This window comes from Pseudomonas sp. C6002, assembly GCF_013385805.1.
In the GTDB taxonomy this organism is placed as follows: Bacteria; Pseudomonadota; Gammaproteobacteria; order Pseudomonadales; family Pseudomonadaceae; genus Aquipseudomonas.
The window spans coordinates 172,992-196,687 of the sequence record NZ_JACAPH010000018.1; the positions used below are offsets into that span (position 1 = coordinate 172,992).

The window sequence follows — 23,696 nt, forward strand, 5'->3', positions numbered from 1 at the left end:
AGTTTTGGAGAATGGTGATGGAGTTCAGTCAATTGCGGATTTTCCAGGCCGTGGCCGAGGAAGGCTCCATCACCCGTGCCGCTGAGCGCTTGCACCGGGTGCCGTCCAACCTGTCGACCCGGCTTAAACAGATGGAAGAACAACTGGGCGTCGAACTGTTCGTGCGCGAGCGCCAGCGCTTGCAGCTTTCTCCTGCAGGCAAAGTGCTGCTGGACTACAGTGCGCGCCTGCTGGCCCTGCATGACGAAGCCCATGGCGCGGTGCAAGGCGGGCAACCGGCTGGAGACTTTGTGCTCGGCAGCATGTACAGCACGGCGGCGATTCATTTGCCCAAGCTGCTGGCGCGTTACCACAAGGCGTATCCGATGGTGAACCTGCAGGTGCAGTCAGCTCCCAGCGGTGAACTGCTGGAAGGCTTGATCACCGGGCGCCTGGACGCCGCATTGGTGGATGGGCCGTTGACCCTGGCCACCCTCGACGGCGTGCCGCTGTGCGAAGAGCGCCTGCTGCTGATCTGCGAGGCGGATCATCCGCCGGTGCGTGGGCCGCAGGATGTTGCCGGCCGTTCGGTGTTCACTTTCCGACGCAGTTGTTCTTATCGGGCGCGCCTGGAAGCCTGGTTTTCCCACGATCGCGTGGCCATGGGCCGGGCCATCGAGATCGAGTCCTACCAGGGCATGCTGGCCTGTGTAATCGCCGGTTCCGGCGTGGCGTTGATGTCGGAATCGATGCTCGACAGCCTGCCGGGCAAGGACAGCGTGTCCATTCATCCGCTGGCCGAGCCTTTTGCCAGCGCCACCACCTGGTTGATGTGGCGCAAGGGCATGCTCGGCGCTAACCTCAATGCGTGGATTGACCTGCAGCAGGAGGGCAAGGTGCTACCGGAAACCGAAACCCGAGCGATTGCTTGAACGATCCGTCAGGATTTTGATCAATTCAGTAATAGTTCGTTGTGGTTTCGTTCAAGCAATACGTAAGACTTAAGACTACTATCTGTAGGAAGCGGCCACAGAATTCCAGCCGCTCGGCATTACCCCAAGGGGGCACCATGAAAGAGAAACTGCAAAACTGGCTGCACGACCTCGGCGTCGCACTCGGCTTGATCGAGCCACCGTTGCAACCGGTGCCAATCCGCACCGATGACGAGCAGCGTCGCCCGCGTCGCAGGTAAGTCCTGGAAAGCGCTCAAGCATGTTTGTTTGGGCGCGGCCAGGAGGTTTGCCTATGTATTGGAGTCATGATTGATCATGACCCGTTGCTGTGTACTTCAATTCTTCGTCTGGCTTTGGCCGGACGTTTTCATTTCCGGGGTTTGGTGATTTTCTCAAGACACCTGCTTTCGGAATAATCCTTCAAATATTTAATTTAACAATGCCACGGTAATACCGATTGGTAGTCCGGACGTGTGCGCGTCAGTCGAGTTTTGCCATTAAGTATCGGAATTGGACTACCTGTTTGTCAGAGTCGACCGGCTTATTTGATTATTAGGATAGGCGTAGGTTGAGTTTCATCACGAAAAGATTTGTATCGTTTGCAGTTCTTACAAGCCCCCAACTTCATTGAGTTGCGCTCTCCGGAGTATGAGCCAGTCAGAACTGTTGGAGACAAAACCATGATGTTCTCTTCCGTTCCGCCAGTCGCCGCGTCACTTATTGCCACCACCGAAAACATCTTGCATATCGCCCCTGCATCGCGTGGCTGGAAAGCTGATGCACCCAGCAACGTGGTGTTTTTCCCGCCGACGTTAACCAAGCAGGCTCTGCTTATACAGATTGCACTGCTGCGCCCATCAACGATCATTGTCGCAGACCAGGTTATTGATGCCGACGTCATCAACCAATGGCGTATATCCCACCCATTTGGCGAACTCTGTTTGGTCCGCAGAGGTACAAGTCTGGATAAGATCCGATTGGATCTGTGCGAGCGCAACAATGTTCGAGTGATTAACACGCCAGGGGTCAATGCGCCGCATGTTGCTGCCTATATTGCGCACTGGCTGACGCTGGCCGATGGCTCCTTGCCCCATGACATCTGTGTACTGGGATACGGCAATGTAGGGAAAGAGCTTGTTAAGTTGTTGCTTGCTCGAGATCCGGATGTTCGGATTAAGGTGTTGGATCGACGCGATCGAGTGTCGGACAGTTTCGGGAAAGCCTCTTCCGATTGTAGGGTTTCATTGGTTGACGACTGGCTTGAGGCGCTCGAGGGGGCCAATGCAGTCGCCCTATGCTTATCCCTGAATGATGAATCCATTTATCGCATTGATCGGACCCTCATTCAGTGCCTGCACAGAAAGGCTCGCCTTGTCTGTGTCGCCAAGCCGGATGTCTTTAGCGACGATGCGTTGCAGACCCTGGCAATCTCCGAAGACATCCAGCTCATATTGGACTACGGCCCCAGGACACTGGATGCGTTTCGGGTGCGCACACAAGCGCTCGGCTGCAGTGTCTCCACGTGGTACAAGCCGGCGACGCTGACCACACAGGCGGCCACCACCGAAGCCTGCCATTGCGACCTCGACTATGCGGTCTCGGTGCAACTGAGCTTGATGGCCTTGCGCGGCCTTGTCCGGCGCAAACTCGCACACTCATTGGCGATCCCCTCTCGGCAAGCCGATGCCGGTGCGCCGCGTGTGTCGATCATCGGCAGAGGTATCAACGGGCTGCTCCAAGCCGTGATGTTCCGCCTGGCAAATTATCAGGTCACGGTTTATGGAGGAAATCAGCAGCGCGATGGTGCCAGTCACAAGCAGGTGAACATGCGTCATCTGTCAGCAACGGAGACGACTGCAAAACCGCTGCCTAACGATTACCTGACTCCCGCAAATCAGTACCTGGCCATTGAGTGCAATCGCGCAGGCATCGAGCTGTTTGAAAAATTCCTGGCCGACAACCCATCGCTGGCACGATTTGCACGATCGCGAATTGTACGAGCCTATGTGGACGACTCCAGTGGCACGGAGGCCGCGATCCGCGAGCAACGGGATATTGAAAACAGGCCTTGGCCGAGTGGCAAGCCGGGGCGAGAGCTTGCAGAGATCAGTCAGCTGCAATTCCAGGCAATGTATGGAGTTCCCGAGGTCGGGCGGGCGATTGAGGTGTCGGGCTACGATCTGGAATTTATCCATTTAATGGATGAGATGGTGACGCTTTTGCAGCGCTCAGGGGTTGAGTTCCTGCCACGGCACCTGAGTCCGGTCCAAATTGCCGATCTGAGTAGAGAGCACTTTGTCGTCACGGCCATGGGGGTGGACGAGCCAGAGGTCATCCCGATCATTGGCTGGTTTTTCAAGCTGCGCGCCGTTGATGATGAAGGTGTCGACATGCGCGGACTCAAGCTGCAGTACGACCTGCCAATCGGCGTCATGAATTGCCGCCTGGACGGGAACTGCATCCTTGTCTCCGCCGGGCAGGTGCCGCCCGATTCGACGCCGCAGTACAAGGAGCAGATACGGGCGGCGTGCCTGGCTGCCGTTTCTCGACACTTTCCAAAGTCCTGCAGCCGTGCGATCGAACGTGGCGACTTGCAACAAATCGAATGTGCCAGGCCCGGCACCGCAGATGGACTTTCAATCGTGCATTGGTCCGCCTACAACCGCATTGTCGCGGGGGCAACTTATGCCGGGGGCACCACGCAGGGATTGGTATGGGCTTCTTTGGTCCAGGAAGTCATCCAGGCCAGAGCGCCGGGGGTTTCGGCAGTGTGGGAATAAAAAAACGGGTGCGACATCCGACGTCGCACCCGCTGAAGAAAGCTACTTTCAACTATTCGTTCAGATCGCCCGAGCCGCAACAGCCTCCGGACGACGGGACAGCAAACTCACCAGCACAAAACTCACCAGGCCCACACCCAGGCTGTAGTAGATCGGCGTATTGGCGTCCAAACCATCCTTGATCATGAACACCAGCGCGGTCACAAAACCCAGGGTCATGGAGGTGATCGCCCCGGAAGTCGTCGCACGTTTCCAGAAAATCGCCCCGATCAGCGGGATCAACATGCCGCCCACCAACAGGTTGTACGCCAGGGTCAGTGCGCTGATCACATCACTCACCACCAGCGCGATACCCAACACAGCGATACCGGTCAGCAAGGTAAACAGACGGTTGATCTTCAAGCTTGACTGCTTGCCACCACGCAGGCGCGGCAGCAGGTCTTCGGTCAATACGGTGGAAGCGGCGAGCAAGCCGGCGCTGGCGGTGGACATCATCGCAGCCAGTGCAGCGGCGATCACCAGGCCGCGGATACCGTCGGGCAGCGAGACTTTGACGATGGCGGCGAACGCATTGTTGACGTTGTCCAGGTCCGGGATCAGTACGTGGGCGGCCATGCCGATCAGCGCACAGGCCAGGCCGTAGAGGATGCAGTAGAAACCGGCGAAGGTGCCTGCGTACTGGGCGACCTTTTCGTCACGGGCGGTGAACACCCGTTGCCAGATGTCCTGGCCGATCAGGATGCCGAAGAAGTAGATCATGAAGTAGGTGATGATGGTGTCCCAGCCGATTTCAGTGAAGCTGAAATTCGACGCGGGCAGCTTGGCCACCAATTCATCCCAACCGCCGACGCGGTACAGACAGATTGGCAGCAGGATAAACATCAGGCCGACCGTCTTGATCACGAACTGCACGATGTCGGTCAGGGTCAGCGACCACATGCCGCCAATGGTCGAGTACACCACCACCACGCCACCGCCTACCAATACCGACATCCAGAACGGCAGGTCGAACAACACTTGCAGCACGGTGCCGATGGCCAGGATCGAGGTCACGCCGATCATCAGCGCGTAGGCCAGCATGATCACCGCACTGGCCTGGCGGGCCATGGGGTTGTAGCGTTTCTCCAGGACCTGGGTCACGGTGAAGATTTTCAGTTTCAGCAGCGGCTTGGCCAGGAACAGGTTCAGCGCAATGATCCCCGCGCCCAGCGCGGCGCACAGCCAGAAACCGGAAATACCATGTACATAGCCCAGGCGCACGGTGCCGACGGTGGACGCACCGCCCAGCACCGTGGCAGCCATGGTGCCCATGTACAGCGTCGGGCCGAGGTTGCGGCCGGCCACCAGGTAGTCTTCATGGGTCTTGGCGCGGCGCATGCCGTAGTAGCCGAGCACCAGCATGCCGGCGGCGTAGATGAGGACGACGAATAGATCTAAGGCCATGACGGCGAGTCTCCGATTATCTTTTTTATGTGGGGCTAAAGGGGGCTGTGTGGCGAGGGAGCGTGCTCCCGCTGGGCTGCATTGCAGCCCCAATCCATTCCACGCAATTCATCAGGCAGCCTCGCGACTGCTGCGCAGTCGAACGGGAGCAGGCTCCCTCGCCACAGTCGGTCCGTAGACGGCAGCCGGTTCAGGGAACACGCGAAGCAGTGTCAGGTACACCAGCGAGGCCAGGCCCAGGGTCACCGGCAAGCTGATGTCGATGCCGTCGGCGAGGTTGCCCAGCGGCCCGACAAACTGCCCCGGCAGGTTGACGAAGCACAGGCCCACCAGCGCACTCGGGATCCAGGCCCCCAGGCCGCGCCAGTTCCAGCCATGGCTGAACCAGTAGCGCCCGCCGGTTTCGCCGCGAGTGAACACTTGCAGGTCATCCGGGCAGTAGTAACCCCGGCGCACGATCAGGCCGATGATCATCATCACCATCCACGGCGTGGTGCAGGTGATGATCAGCACGGCGAAGGTCGACACGCTCTGCACCAGGTTGGCGGCGAAACGTCCGATAAAGATGAAGGCAATCGACATCACCCCGATCAGCAGCGTCGCCTTGACCCGGGACAGCAGGCGCGGGAACACGCTGGACATGTCCAGGCCGGTGCCATACAGCGAGGTGGTGCCGGTGGACATGCCGCCGATCACCGCGATCAGGCACACTGGCAGGAAGAACCAGCTCGGTGCCACCGCCAGCAGGCCGCCGACGTAGTTGTTGGCCGCGATATAGTCCGGTGCCTTGACTGCCACGATGGTCGCGGTGGCCAAGCCGAACAGGAACGGGATCAGGGTGGCGATCTGCGCGAACACCACCGCCAGCATGATCCGCACCTTCGAGGTTTCCCGCGGGATGTAGCGCGACCAGTCACCGAGGAACGCGCCGAAGGAAATCGGGTTGCTCATGGCCACCAGTGCTGCACCGATAAACGCCGCCCAGAAGCCGGTCTGGCCGAGGGCAACGGTGCCGGCGAAGTGGCTGTCGAACGCCGGCGCGAAGGCGAAGATCCCCAGCAGGAACAGCAGGCTCGCCGCCCACACTGCGATGCGGTTGACCCACAGCATGAAGCGAAAGCCGTAGATGCACACAGTCAGCACCAGAATGGCGAAGACGCCGTAGGCCAGGCCCAGGGTCAGGTCGGTTTCCGGCAAGCCCACCAGACGTTTCGCACCGCCCACCAGCGCATCGCCTGAACTCCACACCGACAGTGAGAAGAACGCAATAGCGGTCAGCAGCGACAGGAACGAGCCGACAATCCGCCCGTGCACACCAAAGTGCGCACCGGAAGACACGGCGTTGTTGGTGCCATTGATCGGACCGAACAGACCCATGGGGGCGAGGATCACCGCACCCACCAGCACGCCCAGCACAATCGCCCAGACGCCGGCCTGGAACGACAAGCCAAACAGCACCGGAAAGCTCCCCAGCACGGCGGTGGCGAAGGTGTTGGCACCGCCGAAAATCAGGCGAAACAAATCCTTCGGCCCGGCGGTACGTTCGTGGTCCGGGATCTGTTCGACGCCGTTGGTTTCTATGTTGCGAATACTGTTTTCGTTGTTTTTATTATTCATGATCTGCTCCGATCACATTGGCTAATGGGGCGGCAGCCCTTCCGGCATAGCGGACAAATGTTCGTGACAGGCCAGCCACAGGCCTTCTTTTTGTTGTGTGCGATCCCCTTGCCGCTTGAAGACAATGGTCTCGCGTTCCTGGCTAAAGAATTGCTCCCCGTTCATGCGCAGCTCGGTGGCCACGTCATGCACAAATACCGCGACGTCACCGTGCAGGCTGACGAAAGCGTTGCTTGAGGTGCAGGAAAGCACCTCAAATCCCTCGTCCCGGCGCCAGCTGTCCCACAACACCTGGTAGGCATCGCGACTCAGCAGCGGCTGGGGGAGGGTGTAGAACACGAAGCTGGCATCGGCACTGAACGCACCGAAGTAGGCGTCGCGATCATTGCGGGCGAAGGCCGACACCAGGTCGGCCGCGGCTTTTAATACCTCGGCCTGGGCGCTCATCAGCGGTGCGCCACGCCCGGCAATACGCAGAGCATTTCGTACAGCAGGTTGGCGCCCAGCAGCGAGGTGTTGCCGGTGGTGTCGTACGGCGGCGAAACTTCTACCAGGTCGCAACCAATCAGATCCAGGCCTTGGCAGCCGCGGATGATTTCAATCGCCTGGATCGTGGTCAAGCCACCGATTTCCGGGGTGCCGGTGCCGGGCGCCCAGGCTGGGTCGATGCCGTCGATATCGAAGCTCAGGTACACCGGGCCACCGCCGACTTTCTCGCGCACTTCAGCCATCAGGGGCGCCAGCGAGTGATGCCAGCATTCTTCGGCCTGGACCACACGGAAGCCCTGTTTGCGGCTCCAGTTGAAGTCTTCGGCGGTGTAGCCCTGGGCGCGCAGGCCGATTTGCACCACGCGGTCGCAATCCAGCAAGCCTTCTTCCACCGCGCGGCGGAAGGTGGTGCCGTGGGCGATTTTCTCGCCGAACATGTGGTCGTTGACGTCGGCGTGGGCATCGATGTGCACCAGCCCGACCTTGCCGTGTTTCTTGTGGATCGCCCGCAGGATCGGCAGGGTGATGGTGTGGTCACCGCCCAGGGTCATCGGGATCACATTGTGTTCGAGGATCTCGTCGTAGGCTTCTTCGATGATGCGCACGGCGTCCAGCAGGTTGAAGGTGTTGATCGCCACGTCGCCGATGTCGGCAACCGACAGCGAGTCAAACGGCGCGGCGCCGGTGGCCATGTTGTAAGGGCGGATCATCACCGATTCGGCGCGAATTTCCCGCGGCCCGAAACGGGTGCCGGCACGCAGGGAGGTGCCGATGTCCAGGGGCACGCCGACGAAGGCGGCATCCAGGCCCTTGGCCGATTGCAGATGGGGAAGACGCATCATGGTGGCGATGCCGGCGAAGCGCGGCATTTCGTTGCCGCCCAGTGGTTGGTGGAAAATCTTGTCCACGGGATTGCCTCATCGTTTTGTTTATTAGAAGCCGATTCTGCGAAATGCATGGGAAGGGAAGAATCGGCAGGGGCAAATACTTAGTTCAGATTTTTCTAAACTAATGCCTGAGGTAAACTCGGTTCAAATGTGGGAGCGGGCTTGCTTGCGAATACGGTGTGTCAGTCACGGAGGGTTCGATTGATCCACCGCATTCGCGAGCAAGCCCGCTCCCACAGGTTTTATGTTTGCCTCTGGAGAGCCCATGGCCAACGCCTTGCCCGACCTGAAACTCCTGCGCATCTTCGTCAGCGTCGTGCGGCACCAGGGTTTCGCCAATGCCCAGCACGAACTCAACCTGTCGACCTCGGCCATCAGCACTTACATGAGCCAGCTGGAAGCCGCGTTGGGCCTGGTGCTGTGCCATCGCGGGCGGGGCGGGTTCAGCCTCACCAGCAAGGGCGAGTTGTTCCATCAGGAAACCCTGCGCCTGCTGGGCGAGCTGGAAGGCTTCGAGCAATACGCCGCCGCGCTCAAAGGCGAACTGCGCGGCACCCTGAAACTCGGCGTACTCGACTCCACCGTCAGCGACAAGGCCTTGCCGTTTGCCGAAGTGATCGGCGCCTACAGTCAGGAACACCCGGCGGTGCATTTGCACCTGTCGGTGATGAGTCCTTACGAGTTGCAACTCGGCGTCCAGGATAATCGCCTGGACCTGGCCATCGGTGCGTTTTCCAACCGGATGAGCGGGCTGATCTATATGCCGCTGTACCGCGAACAGCACTGGCTGTATTGCAGCACCCGTCACCCATTGTTCAACGAGCGGCGCATTCCCGAACAAGTCATCACCCAGCAACGCATGGTCGGTCGTGGTTACTGGAGCCAGGCCGAACTGGCGCGTCACGGCTTCAAGCACAGCGCCGCCACGGTGGAAAGTATGGAGGCGCAATTGATCCTGGTGCTGTCCGGCGCCTACATCGGCTACCTCCCGGAGCACTACGCCCAGGCCTGGGCCGACAAAGGGGATTTGCGGGTACTGCTGCCGGCAACCTTTGGTTACCAGGCGCCGTTCTCGATGATCATGCGCCGGGGCCGCAGCCGCGAACCCCTGATCCAGACCTTCCGCGATTTACTCAAAGCCCAGCTCAACCAGGCCTGAAAACCCATGTCCAGACCCCAATGCTCCCGCTGCCTGCGGCCCACCACTCACTGCCTGTGCGCGCTGATTCCCCGGCTGGATAGCCGAACCCGGGTGTTGCTGTTGCAGCATCCGAGTGAGGTCAATCACGCCTTGAATACCGCGCGGTTGGCGGCGCTGGGCTTGGTGAATGCGCAGTTGGTGGTGGGGGAGGTGTTTGAGGATTTGCAGGCGTTGTTGAATCCGCCGGGTTATCAGGCGCGTCTGTTGTTTCCGGACGAAAATGCCCAACCCTTGCAGGCCTACACGCCATCCGACGAACCGTTGCTGCTGGTGGTGCCGGACGGCACCTGGCGCAAGGCGCGCAAGTTGCTGCACCTCAATCCTTTATTGGCGGCGCTGCCTCGGGTGACGCTGGCGGAAGGCGCCGTGTCCCGTTATCGGCTGCGCAAGGCACCGGGGCCCGGAGCGTTGTCGACGGTGGAGGCCATCGTGCAGGCGTTGCAGGTGCTTGAAGCGCCCACCTCATTTGAGCCGCTGCTGAAACCGTTCGAGGCATTGATCGAAGGACAGATTGCCGCGATGGGCGATGAAGTGTTCCAGAGAAACCACGGCCCCGCCTGACTTATTCCATTAAGCGATAAGCACCACACTTTGCGTGATATGGCCCGCCAGCCTTTCCCGGTATGATAGTCGCCCCCGCAGTCTGGATTGCGAATACGCCATGACCTTGCAGTACCCCACCATCGCCGATTGCGTCGGCAACACCCCGCTGGTCCGCTTGCAGCGCCTGCCGGGCAACACCAGCAATACCTTGTTGCTCAAGCTCGAAGGGAACAACCCGGCCGGCTCGGTCAAGGACCGCCCGGCGTTGTCGATGATCACCCGCGCCGAGTTGCGTGGGCAGATCAAGCCCGGCGACACCCTGATCGAAGCCACCTCCGGTAACACCGGGATTGCCCTGGCCATGGCCGCGGCGATCAAGGGCTACAAGATGGTCCTGATCATGCCCGACAACGGCAGCGCCGAGCGCAAGGCGGCGATGACCGCCTACGGCGCCGAGTTGATCCTGGTCACCCAGGAAGAAGGCATGGAAGGCGCCCGCGACCTCGCCGAGCGTATGGCTGCCGAAGGCCGTGGCCTGGTGCTGGACCAGTTCGCCAACGGCGACAACCCCGAGGCGCACTACACCACCACTGGCCCGGAAATCTGGCGCCAGACCCAGGGCACCATCACTCACTTCGTGAGTTCGATGGGCACCACCGGCACCATCATGGGCAATTCGCGCTACCTCAAGGAGCAGAATCCCGAGATCCAGATCGTCGGCCTGCAACCGATGGAAGGCGCAGCGATCCCGGGGATCCGTCGTTGGCCCGAAGAGTACTTGCCGAAGATCTACAACGCGGCTCGCGTCGATCGCATCATCGACATGGCCCAGCGTGAAGCCGAAGACACCACCCGCCGCCTGGCCCGTGAAGAAGGCATCTTCTGCGGCGTGTCGTCCGGTGGCGCCGTGGCCGGGATGTTGCGCTTGTCCCAGGAGTTGGAAAACGCGGTGATCGTCGCGATCATCTGTGACCGTGGCGACCGTTACCTGTCGACCGGCATTTTCGACGCGCCCAACTGATGGCCAAGCACGAGAGAGGCCTGCGCTTCCAACCGACGGGCGGCAGCCGGGCCCCACAGATTCCTGTAGGCAAGAAGCAGCGCCTGACCATCGAGCGCCTGGCCAACGACGGCCGCGGCATTGTGTTCTTTGAAGGCCGCACCTGGTTTGTCGTGGGTGCGCTGGCCGGTGAAGAGGTGGAAGCGCGGGTGTTGGGCGCCCACGGCAAAGTGGTCGAGGCGCGCACCGAGCGCGTATTTACCGCCAGCGAACTGCGCCGTCCGGCACCCTGTGTGCACGCCGGCCGCTGTGGCGGTTGCAGCCTGCAACACTTGCCCCATGACGAACAACTCGCCCTGAAACAGCGCATGCTCGCCGAGCAATTATCCCGTGTGGCCGGTGTCGAACCCCAGGAGTGGGCCGCGCCTTTGAGCGGGCCGGAATTCGGCTATCGTCGCCGCGCCCGCGTGGCCGTGCGCTGGGATGCCAAGGCGAAGAAACTCGAGGTCGGCTTTCGTGCCGTGGCCAGCCAGGACATCGTCGCCATCGACGATTGCCCGGTGCTGGTACAGGCCTTGCAACCGATCATGCAGCGTTTGCCCAACATGCTGCGGCGCTTGAGCAAGCCTCAGGCATTGGGGCATGTGGAATTATTCAGTGGTTCGTCGATTGCCGTGTTGTTGCGACACATGGCGCCCTTGTCCGAAGCGGACCTGACGATCCTGCAGGAATTTTGCACGTTCCATGAAGCCCAACTGTGGCTGCATGGCGAGGGCCAGCCGCAACCGGTCGAACCAGACCAGGCCTTGGGCTATCGTCTGGAACCGTGGGATTTGCAGTTGGCGTACCGCCCGGGAGACTTTGTGCAGGTCAACGCCGGGGTCAACCAGGCGATGGTCGCCCAGGCGCTGGATTGGCTGGCGCCAAAGCCCGACGAGCGGGTGCTGGATTTGTTTTGTGGCTTGGGCAACTTCGCCTTGCCGCTGGCCCGCCAAGTGCGGGAAGTGGTGGCGGTGGAAGGCGTGCAGGCCATGGTGGACCGGGCGGCACAGAATGCCGTCAGCAATAATTTGCATAATGTTCAGTTTTTTCAGGCCGATTTGTCCCAGCCTTTGACCGACGCGGAATGGGCCAAACAGGGCTTTTCTGCGGTACTCTTGGACCCACCCCGCGATGGTGCCCTGGAGGTTGTGCGCAAGCTCGCTACCCTGGGGGCTGATCGCCTGGTGTATGTGTCCTGCAATCCGGCAACGCTGGCGCGGGACACGGTCGAGTTGGTCAAGCAAGGCTACCGGCTAAAACGTGCCGGGATCCTCGACATGTTTCCCCAGACGGCCCATGTCGAGGCCATGGCGTTATTTGAAGCGGGCTAGGATGCCCGTTTAATCCGACTGGCCTGCATCTCCTGGGCCTGTGACCTGCCAGGGAGCGTGCACAAGCTTTTTTTGTAAAGCAGGTCAGCGATGATTTTGACGCACTAAAAGGTGCGTCGTAGGGAAGGTAAGCAAGATGGTACAGGTGAGAGCACACCAGCCGATCAACACCGACGGCAGTATCAATCTCGAGGCATGGCTGGATCATGCCATCAGTGTCGACCCGGCACTGGACCGTGAAGCCTTGAAAGCAGCCTGCGAGTTCGCTCGTGAGTCTGAACAGCAAGACAATGCGGCGAAGAACCTGTGGGCCGAAGGCACTTCAAGCTTTCGCACCGGGTTGGAAATCGCCGAGATCCTCGCCGATCTCAAGCTCGATCAGGATTCGCTGATCGCGGCGGTGCTGTATCGCGGCGTGCGTGAGGGGCATATTCAACTGCCCACCGTCAGCCAGCGTTTCGGCACCGTGGTGGCCAAGCTGATCGACGGCGTGCTGCGCATGGCGGCGATCAGTGCCAGCCTCAGCCCGCGCCAGTCGATGGTGCTGGGCACCCAGGGCCAGGTGGAAAACCTGCGCAAGATGCTGGTGGCGATGGTCGACGACGTGCGCGTCGCCTTGATCAAGCTGGCCGAGCGTACCTGCGCGATTCGGGCGGTGAAAACCGCCGACGACGAAAAGCGCAACCGCGTCGCCCGCGAGGTGTTCGACATCTACGCGCCGCTGGCCCACCGCCTGGGCATCGGCCATATCAAGTGGGAACTGGAGGACTTGTCCTTCCGTTACCTCGAACCCGATCAATACAAACAGATTGCCACGCTGCTCCATGAGCGGCGGCTGGACCGTGAGCGCTTTATCGCCGACGTGATGAGCCAGTTACGCACGGAATTGCAGGCCACCGGGGTTGAAGCCGACATCAGCGGCCGGGCCAAACACATCTATTCCATCTGGCGCAAAATGCAGCGCAAGGGCCTGGCCTTCAGCCAGATCTACGACGTGCGCGCCGTGCGTGTGCTGGTGCCGGAAATGCGCGACTGCTACACCGCGCTGGGTATCGTGCACACGCTGTGGCGGCACATCCCCAAGGAATTCGACGACTACATCGCCAACCCCAAGGAAAACGGTTACCGCTCATTGCACACGGCAGTGATCGGCCCCGAGGGCAAGGTACTGGAAGTACAGATCCGCACCCACGCGATGCACGAAGAGGCGGAGCTGGGCGTATGCGCTCACTGGCGCTACAAGGGCACCGACGTCAAGGCCGGGTCGAACCAGTACGAAGAGAAAATCTCCTGGTTGCGCCAGGTGCTGGAGTGGCACGAAGAGCTGGGCGACATCGGCGGTTTGGCCGACCAGCTGCGGGTGGATATCGAACCTGACCGGGTCTACATCTTCACCCCCGACGGCCACGCGATCGACCTGCCCAAGGGCGCCACACCGCTGGATTTTGCGTACCGGGTGCACACCGAGATCGGCCACAACTGCCGTGGCGCCAAGATCAACGGGCGCATCGTGCCGCTCAACTACAGCCTGCAGACCGGTGAACAGGTCGAGATCATTACCAGCAAGCACGGTACGCCGAGCCGCGACTGGCTGAACCCGAACCTGGGCTACATCACCACGTCCAGGGCGCGGGCGAAGATCGTCCATTGGTTCAAGTTGCAGGCGCGCGACCAGAACGTCGCCGCCGGCAAGACCTTGCTCGAGCGCGAATTGGCACGCCTGGGCCTGCCGCAGGTGGACTTCGACAAGCTGGCCGAAAAGGCCAACATGAAGATCGCCGAAGACATGTTCGCCGCCCTCGGTGCCGGCGATCTGCGCCTGGCGCAGTTGGTCAACCTGGCCCAGCAACTGGTTGAGCCGGAGCGGGGCAGCGAGCAGCTGGAACTGATTCCACGCAAGGCCACCGGCTACAAGCCGGGCAAGCGCGGCGATATCCAGATCCAGGGCGTCGGCAACCTGATGACGCAAATGGCCGGCTGCTGCCAGCCATTGCCGGGCGACGCCATCGTCGGTTACATCACTCAGGGCCGCGGGGTGAGCATTCACCGCCAGGACTGTGCCTCGGTGTTGCAACTGGGCGGGCGCGAGCCGGAGCGGATCATCCAGGTCAGTTGGGGCCCGGTGCCGGTGTTGACCTATCCGGTGGACATCATCATTCGTGCCTACGACCGTTCCGGGCTGCTGCGTGATGTGTCGCAGGTGCTGCTCAATGAGCGGATCAACGTGCTGGCGGTCAACACCCGCTCGAACAAAGAGGACAACACGGCGCTGATGTCCCTGACCATCGAGATTCCGGGGCTGGACGCGTTGGGTCGGTTGCTGGGGCGTATTTCCCAGTTGCCGAACATTATTGAGACCCGGCGTAATCGCACGCCATGAGTAGCTGGACGAGCGCGGACTGAAATGTGGGAGCGGGCTTGCTCGCGAAGGCGATGTGTCTGTCAAATATCAGGCAACTGACACGACGCCTTCGCGAGCAAGCCCGCTCCCACATTTGATCCTCAGCGTTCCCACTTCTGCGGAAAGAGACTGATGTATTCACTTGAAGACCTGTTGCACCTGATGAACCGCCTGCGCGACCCGCAATACGGTTGCCCGTGGGACATCAAGCAAACCTACGCCACCATCGTCCCCCACACCCTGGAAGAAGCCTACGAAGTCGCCGATGCGATCGAGCGCGGGGATTTTGATCACCTGCAAGGTGAGCGGGGCGACCTGTTGTTCCAGGTGGTGTATTACAGCCAGCTGGCGCGGGAAGAAGGGCGCTTCGAATTCGCCGGGGTGATCGACAGCATTACCCGCAAGTTGATTCGCCGTCACCCGCATGTGTTTCCCACGGGAGACTTGTACGCGCCGCTGGATATTCCGCAGCTGAGCCAAGAGCAGGTCAAGCAGCGTTGGGAAGAAATAAAGGCCGAGGAGCGTGCGGAAAAGTCCGACGTCCCACAGCAGTTATCCCTGCTGGATGATGTGCCCACGGCCTTGCCGGCGCTTTCCCGCGCCGCCAAATTGCAAAAGCGTGCCGGGCAGGTGGGTTTCGACTGGCCGGCCGCGTTGCCCGTGGTGGATAACGTGCGCGAAGAGCTGGATGAAGTGCTCGAAGCCATGGCCGATAACGACCCGGCAGCCATCGCCGATGAAGTAGGTGACCTGCTGTTTGCGGCGGTCAACCTGGCCCGTCACCTCCAGGTCGACCCGGAAGCAGCCTTGCGTTTAGCCAACGCTAAATTCGAACGACGTTTCCGATTTATCGAACAGGCATTGCGCGAGACCCACCGTCCCATAGAAGATTGCACCCTCGAAGAGTTGGACGCCCTGTGGGGCGAAGCCAAACGCCAGGAAAAGAATCTGTCCAGCTGCGGCTGAGCCGTTGCCCAAGTGAGTAAGCACCATGAGCATTTCCCTTCGCGACCAGTTGCTCAAAGCAGGCCTGGTCAACCAAAAGCAGGCCAAGCAGGTCGGCAAAGAGAAACAGAAACAGCAGCGCCTGGTGCATAAAGGCCAGGCCGACGCGGACGATAGCCAGGCGCGCCTGGCCATCCAGGCGCATGCCGAAAAGGTCAAGCGCGACCAGGAGCTGAACCGTCAGCAGCAGGAAAAAGCCGAGGCCAAGGCCCGCGTTGCGCAGGTCAAGCAATTGATCGAAACCTCGCGCCTGCCCAAGCTGACCACCGAGGACTACTACAACTTCGTGGATGACAAGAAGGTCAAGCGCCTGTCGGTCAACACGCTGATGCGTAACAAGCTGAGCAACGGCTCCCTGGCGATCGTGCATCACGGTGGCGGTTACGAGGTGATCCCGCGCGAAGCCGCGCTGAAGATCCAGGAGCGGGCGCCAGAGCGCATCGTCCAGATGAACGTGCTGACCGAAAGCCAGGTGCCGGATGAGGACGATCCGTACGCCGCCTACCAGATCCCTGATGACCTGATGTGGTAATGCGTTAGAAACTCCATTGTGGCAAGGGAGCTTATTGTGGTGAGTGAGCTTGTTGTGGCGAGGGAGCTTGCTCCCGCTGGGGCGCGAAGCGCCCCCAAAATCCCAATCCCAACCCCAAAAACACAAACCCCGCTCAAAAGGCGGGGTTTGTGTTTATAGACACTCCAGCTGCGTGGGGCTGGTTATCTACAGGATTTCAGAGTTTCAGGAGCTTTGCGCCTGGCGTTTCATCTCAAGGGTCTCGAGCTCGTTTTTATAATTATGAGCTTCGGCCTCGTCGTGAAACATGCCGACCAGCAGGTCTTGCTGGTGTACATCCCAGATGTGAATCCCGTGGGCTACTGCTTCGTGGGACATATGTTCATCGTCGCGTTCAGTTACTTTTACAGTCATCTGCTTGCTCCAATCTCTGGTTGATCTGCGGCAAGGCGTCGCAGGCCTTTGTTATATGATTTGTTAGCTTGCTAAGTAAATAACCAGGAATTGCAACACACCTTTACAGGAAATGGAGTAATCCCGCGAGCCCACGGAAACCGCGACATTGCGTCGCAGGGCGCTGAGTTTTATGACAAAAGTTTCATGTTGGCGTCAGGCGACAGGCGAAAAAAAGCCCCGCGTACGCGAGGCTCTTTCATTGCGCAGAGGATCAGCTGCCTTTGACAGCCTTGCCGTCAACGGTACCGTCTTGCAGCATGATGTTGTATTCCTTGCCGTCAGTCTCGACCTGGCGCAGGGCAACCAGGATGCCGCCCCAGTCCTTGGCAAACCACATTTGGGTAATGCGCTTGCTTTGAGTCGGGTCACGCACGCGCTCGACCTTGATCGCATCGATGGAGCCGGCTTTGGTCTGGACCTTTTCCGGGCCGATCACGCGGAAGTCGTAGGTATCGACATCAGTGCCTTCGACGACGTTGTAGCTCATGCTTTTCTTGCCTGCTGCCACATCGCGCTGCAATGCCAGCTGGTAGGTCGACTTGTCGAGCATGCCGCTTTGAAGGGCCACGTTGACCGGGTCCTTGTTTTCAAAGCCGGTGACTTTCTTGGCCGTCTGATCGAAGTCGAGGTTGATCTTCTTCGTCTTGCCCAGGCCACCGCGTTCGAAGGTGTAGCTCACCGGTTGCAGGGCGTCTTTGTCGAAGCGGATCACGCTGGTTTCAGTCAGGCTGGCGATCATCATGGAAGCCTTGAAATTCAAGGTCCAGCTGCCGTTGTCATTCTTGGTCAGGCTGCGTTCTGCCGAACCACTCATGGGCAACTGTTTCCAGTCGGCGGTGTAGCTGGCGGAGAAAGGGTGAAGGTCTGCCGCTTGCACGGCAGGCAAGGCGAACAGCGCAAAAGCGAAGAGCAGGGCGCGACGCATAAAGTCTCCTAGGTTCGAATCAAGTGGCCGCTGGCCGCAAGTAACTGACCGTCCAATAATGCACCGTGGTCGCCAAGAATCAACCGTCCCTCAGCGAACCAGCGAACAGCCAGCGGGTAAATCCTGTGTTCCTGGGCGTGAACCCGTTGCGCAAGCGTCTGCGCAGAGTCCGCAGACTCTACCGGAACTACTGCCTGTACGACCAGAGGCCCGCCATCGAGTTCCTCGGTGACAAAGTGCACGCTGCAGCCGTGCTCGGTGTCGCCGGCCTCCAGGGCACGCTGGTGGGTGTGTAACCCTTTGTATTTTGGCAGCAGGGACGGGTGGATATTCAGCAGACGCCCGTTGTAGTGACGCACGAAGTCAGCGCTGAGAATGCGCATGAAGCCGGCCAGTACCACGAGTTTGGGGTTGAAGGCGTCGATCAGTTCGATCAAGGCGCTGTCGAAGGCCTCGCGGCCTTCAAAAGCCTTGTGATCCAGGGAGCGGGTGTCGATACCTGCGTCCCTGGCGCGTTGCAGGCCGTAGGCGTCGCTGCGGTTGGAAATCACCGCAGCGATGCGCACCGGGCTGTCGCCGGCGCGCGTGCTGTCGATCAGGGCCTGCAAGTTACTGCCGGTGCCGGAGAGCAGCACCACGACATCACAGGTTGCAGGCATCAGTGCGCCTTAAGGTTCTTCAGTTCAACCTGAGCCGCGCCTTCAGGGGCGGTAGCGATCTGGCCGATGACCCAAGGCTGTTCGCCGGCTTCACGCAATACGTTCAGCGCGCTTTCAACGTGCTCTTGAGCCACGCAGATGACCATGCCCACGCCGCAGTTCAGCACGCGGTGCATCTCGGTTTCGTTGACGTTGCCTTTCTCTTGCAGCCAGTCGAAGACTGCCGGGCGCTGCCAGCTGGCCACGTCGACAATCGCCTGGGCGCCTTTAGGCAGTACGCGCGGGATGTTGTCCAGCAGGCCGCCACCGGTGATGTGGGCCATGGCCTTGACCGCGCCGGTGTCCTTGATCAGCTTGAGCAACGGCTTCACGTAGATGCGGGTCGGGGCCATCAGCAGGTCGGTCAAGGGCTTGCCGTCGAGCTGGATGGTTTCGATGTCGGCGCCGGACACTTCGATGATCTTGCGGATCAGCGAGTAGCCGTTGGAGTGCGGGCCGGACGATGGCAGGGCCAGCAGGGCGTCACCGGCAGCCACCTTGGAACCGTCGATGATTTCGGATTTTTCGACAACGCCGACGCAGAAACCGGCCAGGTCGTAGTCTTCGCCTTCGTACATGCCTGGCATTTCAGCGGTTTCGCCGCCGACCAGGGAGCAGCCGGACAGTTCGCAGCCAGCGCCAATGCCGGTGACCACCTGGGTAGCGGTCTCGACGTTGAGCTTGCCGGTGGCGTAGTAGTCAAGGAAGAACAGAGGCTCGGCGCCGCACACCACCAGGTCGTTCACGCACATGGCAACCAGGTCGATGCCGATGCTGTCGTGCTTGTTCAGGTTCAGTGCCAGGCGCAGCTTGGTGCCCACACCGTCGGTGCCGGAGACCAATACAGGCTGCTTGTAGCCGGCCGGGATCTCGCAGAGGGCGCCAAAACCGCCCAGGCCGCCCATGACTTCGGGGCGCGCAGTGCGCTTGGCGACGCTCTTGATGCGTTCGACCAATGCTTCACCGGCGTCGATGTCTACACCGGCGTCCTTGTAGCTCAGGGAGGGTTGCTTGCTCATGATCCAGGCCTTTAGGGGGGATTCAGGGGTAACGACCGAATGCGGCGGGTGTACCGAAACCTGAAGTTTCAGCACGGCCTGCCATTGACGGTCTGCGAAGGCGCGCGATTTTATCAGGCTTGAGGGGCAGCGGCCATCCTCGGGCCGACGGGCAGGGGCAATAGCTGTTAAAAAAATCGCTAATCGAGTCGGTCACAGGCCCTATTAAGGTATAGCCTTTAACTCGCTATCGTTATGACAGTACAAAAACTTGCCGAGACCCTGTGAATGTTTTGCCGGTCGCTGTGGTCACAGCCTTGCTCAACAGTGTTCACGCGGTCTGTTCCAACCGCTTATTTGCCGTTCGGGAATCTTCTTTCATGGGTCTGAGTAAATATTTTTTTGTGGGCTGCTTGTCGTTGGTCAGCCTGGCGAGTCATGCCGAAACCCTCAATGGTCTCTATCAAGTGCTGGAGCCGGTCAGCAGTCAGTCTCCCCAGGAGCGCGACCAGGCGACCCAGCGTGCCCTGCAAACCCTGGTGATCCGCCTGACCGGCGACGCCAAGGCCGCCGATGGCCCGGGCCTGGCGGCGATCCGCAAAGACCCGCAACAAATCATCAGTCAGTATGGCTACGACGCCGGCCCGCCGGAAAGCCTGCAGGTGGATTTCGACCCGGTCAGCACCGACCGCGCGTTGCGTGGCGCGGGCCTGGCGCTGTGGGGCAGCAATCGGCCATCGATCCTCGGTTGGTGGCTGAACGACTCCGTGGAAGGCAGCAGCCTGGTCGGTGATGGCCAGGCCGTCGCCCAGCCGCTGCGCCGCGCGGCCCAGCATCGTGGTTTGCCGCTGCGTCTGCCATTGGGTGACCTGGACGAACAGATCGTCGCCACCGCCCCGAATCTTGAAAGCCCTGACGCCACACCGCTGCGCGCCGCGTCCGAGCGTTATGGGGCCGATGCCTTGCTGGCGGTGCATGCTCGCGAAGATGGCGGCCAATGGTCGGCCAAATGGCGCCTGTGGCTGGGGGATAAAAGCGAGCAGGGCACCGCCACCGGCACTGATACTGCCGCATTGGCTGACGCCGTGCTGCTGGCCGTCAGCGAACGCCTGGCACCACGCTTTGCGGTCAAGGCCGGCGCTGCCACCAGTGATCAGTTGCTGGAAGTGCAGGGCATGAATCTCGAGCATTACGCCGCCCTCGGCCATCTGCTGGAACCGTTCGGTGCCCAGCCAGTGCGCGTGGACGGCACTCGCATCGTTTATCGGGTGAATGGCAGCGCCGAGCAGCTGCGCACCCAGTTGAGCCTGGCCAAGTTGCAGGAAATCCCGGCAGGTGAAGCTCCGGCTCCGCAGCCGGTGGTAGAAGGCGCGCAACCGGCACCGGTCGAGCCGACGCCGCAGCTACGTTTTCATTGGTAAGTGTTCTTCCTTCTTATATAGAAGCAGGAAGCAAATAACAGAGGGAGTGGTTTATGGCGGATACGCGTCGTTGGGTGTGGCTTGGCGGGATTGTCCTGCTGTGCGTTTTTGTGTTCCTGCTGCATTCGATCCTGACGCCGTTCCTGGTCGCGTTACTGCTGGCCTACCTGTTCGATCCGGTGGTGGATCGCCTGGAAAAGATCGGCCTGTCACGTACCTGGGGCGTGGTGGCGGTGTTTGCGTTGTTCACCTTGATCATCACGGCGCTGGTCCTGGTGCTGGTGCCGATGTTGGCCAAGCAGCTGTTCAAGCTCTATGAGCTGGCGCCGCAGATGCTCGACTGGCTGCAACACACGGCCATGCCGTGGGCGCAGGCCAAGCTGGGGCTGGCAGACGGCTTCTGGAAGTTCGACAAGGTCAAGGCGGCCATCAGCGAGCACATGGGCCAGACCACCGACATTGTCGGCGTGGTGCTGAGCCAGGCGACGGCGTCGAGCCTGGCGCTGATTGGCTGGCTGACCAACCTGGTGCTGATCCCGGTCGTGGCGTTCTACCTGCTGCGGGACTGGGACATCATGATGGCCAAGATCCGCGGCCTGCTGCCGCGCGACCGTGAGGAGCGCATTGTCTCCCTGGCCGAGGAGTGTCATGAGGTGCTCGGCGCCTTCGTCCGTGGCCAGTTGCTGGTGATGCTGGCGCTGGGGATCATCTACGCGGCGGGGTTGATGGCGATCGGCCTGGAACTGGGGCTGTTGATCGGCCTGATCGCCGGCCTGGCAGCCATCGTGCCTTATATGGGCTTCGTGATTGGTATCGGTGCGGCGCTGGTGGCCGGGTTGTTCCAGTTCCACGGCGACCTGTACCCGATGCTCGGGATTGTCGCGGTGTTCATGGTCGGCCAGGCCCTGGAAGGCATGGTGCTGACGCCGTTGCTGGTGGGCGACCGGATCGGCCTGCACCCGGTGGCGGTGATCTTTGCGATCCTGGCGGGCGGCGAGCTGTTCGGCTTTACCGGCATTCTGCTGGCACTGCCGGTGGCGGCGGTGATCATGGTGCTGGTGCGCCATGTGCACGACTTGTACAAGGACTCGGACATGTACGCCGGAACCGACGAACCGGAGTTATAACCGCAGCATCACAAACCCGGCTCAAGGCCGGGTTTGTCATTTATCGGCTCTGGCGTTTCGCCATTGCGTCAAACATTCCTCACCAAATCCAACAAGTTAACGCAAACCTTTGATTTTGCTTGTGGTCTGCTGCATTGTGCGCCCGGCGTCACGGGTATAAACTTTGCAAACTTTACACAGAGGTCACTAACGGTTCGATTGGAACCGTTCAGTCAGCATGAAACCGATTCAGCTGCCCCTAGGTGTGCGTCTGCGTGACGACGCCACCTTTATCAATTACTACCCAGGCGCCAATGCCGCTGCACTCGGCTATGTCGAGCGGCTCTGCGAAGCCGACGCCGGGTGGACCGAAAGCTTGATCTACCTCTGGGGCAAGCACGGCGTGGGGCGTACCCACTTGTTACAGGCCGCTTGCCTGCGCTTCGAACAGATGGGTGAACCGGCGGTGTACCTGCCGCTGGCGGAGCTGCTGGACCGCGGTATCGAGATCCTCGACAACCTTGAACAATACGAACTGGTCTGCCTGGACGATTTGCAGGCAGTGGCGGGGCGGGCAGATTGGGAAGAGGCACTGTTCCATCTGTTCAACCGCTTGCGTGACAGCGGCCGGCGTTTGTTGATTGCCGCCTCCACCTCGCCGCGTGAGCTGCCGGTGAAGCTGGCGGACTTGAAGTCGCGGCTGACCCTGGCGCTGATTTTCCAGATGCGCCCGTTGTCCGACGAAGACAAACTGCGGGCCCTGCAACTGCGTGCTTCGCGCCGCGGGTTGCACCTGACCGATGAAGTCGGGCATTTTATTCTCACTCGCGGTACACGCAGCATGAGCGCACTGTTCGACTTGCTCGAACAGCTCGACCAGGCTTCCTTGCAAGCCCAGCGCAAGCTGACTATTCCCTTCCTCAAAGAAACCCTGGGCTGGTAGGCAGCCCTTTAAAACCGGGGCTTTCGGCAAATTACAGGCGCCAGAAAACCTGCGTTTGGGCCGTTTTGGCCACGCAAATGGCTGGCATAGGGTGTTAAGGGCTTAGATGTCATAGTCCAAACAAGAAGTCACATAGATCACGATTGAATTTGCAAATCGATGTGATAGAAGGCATAGTCTCGGCTTCTTTACACATCAGCCACGGTCGTGCCCATGCTAAATCGCTTCGCACCCCTCGTGCCTCTCGCACTCGTTACCCTGTTGTTTGGTTGCGCCACCCACACTCAAAACGTGGCTGAGCAGCAAAAACCAGTACAGCAGTCCCAGGCAAAATTCGTTGCGTCGCAGTCTTCCACTGTTTATCAGGAAGAGATCGCAACTGAAAAAGAACTCGCCGACTTCGCCGGCGCCAAGCCTTACCAGCTTCCCGTTCTGGCCGACAGCATTCTCGAACGCGGCATGTCCCTGATCGGTACCCGTTACCGTTTCGGCGGTACCTCTGAAGCCGGTTTCGACTGCAGCGGTTTCATCGGCTACCTGTTCCGCGAGGAAGCCGGCATGAATCTGCCGCGTTCCACCCGCGAAATGATCAACGTGGATGCACCGTTGGTCGCGCGGAACAACCTCAAGCCCGGTGATCTGCTTTTCTTTAGTACGGCTGGCCGTGGTCGTGTCAGCCACGCCGGTATCTACCTGGGCGACAACCAGTTTATCCACTCCAGCAGCCGCCGCAGCGGTGGTGTGCGAGTCGACAACCTGGGTGACAGCTACTGGAGCAAAACCTTCATCGAAGCCAAGCGCGCCCTGGCGATGGCCCCGACTACCGTTACCGCCAGCAAGTAAAGTTAAAGTGATACTTGAAGTTTGACGTGTAAGCGCTAGAATCCCTGGACATTGTTGTAAATTGATCGCGCGAGCTTTGCTTGCGCGTTCTGTTTTTCAACGTTCGGCAGCGAAAGCCGCATCC

General features: G+C 60.3%; 22 protein-coding genes. 14 read left to right on the forward strand and 8 right to left on the reverse strand.

Annotated elements, in window-relative coordinates:
• The first annotated feature begins 17 nt into the window (after window positions 1-17).
• The 3 genes from HX817_RS13215 to HX817_RS13220 all read left to right on the forward strand — a co-directional run bounded on the left by HX817_RS13215 (window position 18) and on the right by HX817_RS13220 (window position 3,712).
• On the forward strand, window positions 18-911 hold the full coding sequence (locus tag HX817_RS13215; protein ID WP_003210727.1) for a LysR family transcriptional regulator: 894 nt from the start codon (window positions 18-20) through the stop codon (window positions 909-911).
• 137 nt (window positions 912-1,048) lie between these two features.
• A complete protein-coding gene (locus tag HX817_RS31320; protein ID WP_003210728.1) occupies window positions 1,049-1,171 on the forward strand; it encodes a PA1414 family protein in 123 nt (40 codons plus the stop codon).
• A gap of 441 nt (window positions 1,172-1,612) precedes the next feature.
• Complete coding sequence (locus HX817_RS13220) at window positions 1,613-3,712, forward strand: FAD-dependent oxidoreductase (protein ID WP_177040347.1); 2,100 nt, start codon at window positions 1,613-1,615, stop codon at window positions 3,710-3,712.
• A gap of 60 nt (window positions 3,713-3,772) precedes the next feature.
• Here the strand turns inward: HX817_RS13220 and HX817_RS13225 are convergent, their stop codons facing one another.
• The 4 genes from HX817_RS13225 to speB all read right to left on the reverse strand — a co-directional run bounded on the left by HX817_RS13225 (window position 3,773) and on the right by speB (window position 8,169).
• A complete protein-coding gene (locus tag HX817_RS13225) occupies window positions 3,773-5,155 on the reverse strand; it encodes a sodium:solute symporter (protein ID WP_003210730.1) in 1,383 nt (460 codons plus the stop codon).
• Window positions 5,156-5,266: 111 nt separating this feature from the next.
• The gene (locus HX817_RS13230; RefSeq protein WP_177028531.1) at window positions 5,267-6,772 is read right to left on the reverse strand and encodes a cytosine permease; all 1,506 of its coding nucleotides are present in this window, start codon (window positions 6,770-6,772) and stop codon (window positions 5,267-5,269) included.
• Window positions 6,773-6,793: 21 nt separating this feature from the next.
• On the reverse strand, window positions 6,794-7,219 hold the full coding sequence (locus tag HX817_RS13235) for a nuclear transport factor 2 family protein (protein ID WP_003210732.1): 426 nt from the start codon (window positions 7,217-7,219) through the stop codon (window positions 6,794-6,796).
• Window positions 7,219-8,169, reverse strand: coding sequence for an agmatinase (gene speB, locus HX817_RS13240; RefSeq protein WP_003210733.1), 951 nt, complete (start codon window positions 8,167-8,169; stop codon window positions 7,219-7,221). The genes HX817_RS13235 and speB overlap by 1 nt, the downstream gene beginning before the upstream one ends.
• A 244-nt stretch (window positions 8,170-8,413) precedes the next feature.
• Here speB and HX817_RS13245 point away from each other — a divergent pair, with 244 nt between their 5' ends.
• From HX817_RS13245 to HX817_RS13275, 7 genes are all read left to right on the forward strand, one after another.
• Window positions 8,414-9,307, forward strand: coding sequence for a LysR family transcriptional regulator (locus HX817_RS13245; RefSeq protein WP_003210734.1), 894 nt, complete (start codon window positions 8,414-8,416; stop codon window positions 9,305-9,307).
• Between the two features lie 6 nt (window positions 9,308-9,313).
• Window positions 9,314-9,910: a tRNA-uridine aminocarboxypropyltransferase gene (locus HX817_RS13250; RefSeq protein ID WP_003210735.1), complete on the forward strand. Its 597-nt coding sequence runs from the start codon at window positions 9,314-9,316 to the stop codon at window positions 9,908-9,910.
• A gap of 100 nt (window positions 9,911-10,010) precedes the next feature.
• Entirely contained in the window at window positions 10,011-10,913 is a 903-nt protein-coding gene (cysM, locus tag HX817_RS13255; protein ID WP_003210736.1) for a cysteine synthase CysM, read from the forward strand.
• On the forward strand, window positions 10,913-12,265 hold the full coding sequence (gene rlmD, locus HX817_RS13260) for a 23S rRNA (uracil(1939)-C(5))-methyltransferase RlmD (RefSeq protein WP_008438175.1): 1,353 nt from the start codon (window positions 10,913-10,915) through the stop codon (window positions 12,263-12,265). The genes cysM and rlmD overlap by 1 nt, the downstream gene beginning before the upstream one ends.
• Before the next feature lie 136 nt (window positions 12,266-12,401).
• A complete protein-coding gene (gene relA / locus HX817_RS13265; protein WP_003210738.1) occupies window positions 12,402-14,645 on the forward strand; it encodes a GTP diphosphokinase in 2,244 nt (747 codons plus the stop codon).
• 153 nt (window positions 14,646-14,798) lie between these two features.
• Window positions 14,799-15,632, forward strand: coding sequence for a nucleoside triphosphate pyrophosphohydrolase (gene mazG / locus HX817_RS13270; RefSeq protein WP_177040348.1), 834 nt, complete (start codon window positions 14,799-14,801; stop codon window positions 15,630-15,632).
• Between the two features lie 25 nt (window positions 15,633-15,657).
• The gene (locus HX817_RS13275; RefSeq protein WP_177040349.1) at window positions 15,658-16,203 is read left to right on the forward strand and encodes a DUF2058 domain-containing protein; all 546 of its coding nucleotides are present in this window, start codon (window positions 15,658-15,660) and stop codon (window positions 16,201-16,203) included.
• Between the two features lie 204 nt (window positions 16,204-16,407).
• Here HX817_RS13275 and HX817_RS13280 read toward each other — a convergent pair whose 3' ends face one another.
• The 4 genes from HX817_RS13280 to purM form a co-directional block, all read right to left on the reverse strand.
• Window positions 16,408-16,596, reverse strand: coding sequence for a hypothetical protein (locus tag HX817_RS13280; protein ID WP_003210741.1), 189 nt, complete (start codon window positions 16,594-16,596; stop codon window positions 16,408-16,410).
• A gap of 253 nt (window positions 16,597-16,849) precedes the next feature.
• Window positions 16,850-17,563 (reverse strand): DUF3108 domain-containing protein, encoded by a 714-nt coding sequence (locus HX817_RS13285; protein WP_003210742.1) that lies wholly within the window; start codon window positions 17,561-17,563, stop codon window positions 16,850-16,852.
• Window positions 17,564-17,571: 8 nt separating this feature from the next.
• Window positions 17,572-18,222 carry a phosphoribosylglycinamide formyltransferase gene (purN, locus tag HX817_RS13290; RefSeq protein ID WP_087694819.1) on the reverse strand — a complete coding sequence of 217 codons (651 nt, stop codon included), beginning with the start codon at window positions 18,220-18,222 and terminating at the stop codon, window positions 17,572-17,574.
• Window positions 18,222-19,280, reverse strand: a complete 1,059-nt coding sequence (purM, locus tag HX817_RS13295) for a phosphoribosylformylglycinamidine cyclo-ligase (protein WP_008438191.1) — start codon at window positions 19,278-19,280, stop codon at window positions 18,222-18,224. The genes purN and purM overlap by 1 nt, the downstream gene beginning before the upstream one ends.
• Before the next feature lie 359 nt (window positions 19,281-19,639).
• Between purM and HX817_RS13300 the strand changes: the two genes are divergently transcribed.
• The 4 genes from HX817_RS13300 (at window position 19,640) to HX817_RS13315 (ending at window position 23,572) form a co-directional block, all read left to right on the forward strand.
• Window positions 19,640-20,680: a DUF2066 domain-containing protein gene (locus HX817_RS13300; RefSeq protein WP_003210745.1), complete on the forward strand. Its 1,041-nt coding sequence runs from the start codon at window positions 19,640-19,642 to the stop codon at window positions 20,678-20,680.
• Window positions 20,681-20,733: 53 nt separating this feature from the next.
• On the forward strand, window positions 20,734-21,807 hold the full coding sequence (locus HX817_RS13305) for an AI-2E family transporter (RefSeq protein ID WP_003210746.1): 1,074 nt from the start codon (window positions 20,734-20,736) through the stop codon (window positions 21,805-21,807).
• 217 nt (window positions 21,808-22,024) lie between these two features.
• Entirely contained in the window at window positions 22,025-22,729 is a 705-nt protein-coding gene (hda, locus tag HX817_RS13310) for a DnaA regulatory inactivator Hda (protein ID WP_003210747.1), read from the forward strand.
• A gap of 213 nt (window positions 22,730-22,942) precedes the next feature.
• Complete coding sequence (locus tag HX817_RS13315) at window positions 22,943-23,572, forward strand: C40 family peptidase (RefSeq protein WP_003210748.1); 630 nt, start codon at window positions 22,943-22,945, stop codon at window positions 23,570-23,572.
• Window positions 23,573-23,696: the final 124 nt, after the last annotated feature.

Coding starts and splice junctions, on each gene's coding strand:
- HX817_RS31320 (WP_003210728.1), top strand. CDS start 1,049: ATGAAAGAGAAACTGCAAAACTGGCTGCACGACCTCGGCGTCGCACTC.
- HX817_RS13315 (WP_003210748.1), top strand. CDS start 22,943: ATGCTAAATCGCTTCGCACCCCTCGTGCCTCTCGCACTCGTTACCCTG.
- mazG (WP_177040348.1), top strand. CDS start 14,799: ATGTATTCACTTGAAGACCTGTTGCACCTGATGAACCGCCTGCGCGAC.
- HX817_RS13220 (WP_177040347.1), top strand. CDS start 1,613: ATGATGTTCTCTTCCGTTCCGCCAGTCGCCGCGTCACTTATTGCCACC.
- HX817_RS13275 (WP_177040349.1), top strand. CDS start 15,658: ATGAGCATTTCCCTTCGCGACCAGTTGCTCAAAGCAGGCCTGGTCAAC.
- HX817_RS13235 (WP_003210732.1), bottom strand. CDS start 7,219: ATGAGCGCCCAGGCCGAGGTATTAAAAGCCGCGGCCGACCTGGTGTCG.
- purM (WP_008438191.1), bottom strand. CDS start 19,280: ATGAGCAAGCAACCCTCCCTGAGCTACAAGGACGCCGGTGTAGACATC.
- cysM (WP_003210736.1), top strand. CDS start 10,011: ATGACCTTGCAGTACCCCACCATCGCCGATTGCGTCGGCAACACCCCG.
- rlmD (WP_008438175.1), top strand. CDS start 10,913: ATGGCCAAGCACGAGAGAGGCCTGCGCTTCCAACCGACGGGCGGCAGC.
- HX817_RS13250 (WP_003210735.1), top strand. CDS start 9,314: ATGTCCAGACCCCAATGCTCCCGCTGCCTGCGGCCCACCACTCACTGC.
- HX817_RS13305 (WP_003210746.1), top strand. CDS start 20,734: ATGGCGGATACGCGTCGTTGGGTGTGGCTTGGCGGGATTGTCCTGCTG.
- hda (WP_003210747.1), top strand. CDS start 22,025: ATGAAACCGATTCAGCTGCCCCTAGGTGTGCGTCTGCGTGACGACGCC.
- HX817_RS13285 (WP_003210742.1), bottom strand. CDS start 17,563: ATGCGTCGCGCCCTGCTCTTCGCTTTTGCGCTGTTCGCCTTGCCTGCC.
- purN (WP_087694819.1), bottom strand. CDS start 18,222: ATGCCTGCAACCTGTGATGTCGTGGTGCTGCTCTCCGGCACCGGCAGT.
- HX817_RS13280 (WP_003210741.1), bottom strand. CDS start 16,596: ATGACTGTAAAAGTAACTGAACGCGACGATGAACATATGTCCCACGAA.
- relA (WP_003210738.1), top strand. CDS start 12,402: ATGGTACAGGTGAGAGCACACCAGCCGATCAACACCGACGGCAGTATC.
- HX817_RS13230 (WP_177028531.1), bottom strand. CDS start 6,772: ATGAATAATAAAAACAACGAAAACAGTATTCGCAACATAGAAACCAAC.
- HX817_RS13300 (WP_003210745.1), top strand. CDS start 19,640: ATGGGTCTGAGTAAATATTTTTTTGTGGGCTGCTTGTCGTTGGTCAGC.
- HX817_RS13225 (WP_003210730.1), bottom strand. CDS start 5,155: ATGGCCTTAGATCTATTCGTCGTCCTCATCTACGCCGCCGGCATGCTG.
- HX817_RS13245 (WP_003210734.1), top strand. CDS start 8,414: ATGGCCAACGCCTTGCCCGACCTGAAACTCCTGCGCATCTTCGTCAGC.
- HX817_RS13215 (WP_003210727.1), top strand. CDS start 18: ATGGAGTTCAGTCAATTGCGGATTTTCCAGGCCGTGGCCGAGGAAGGC.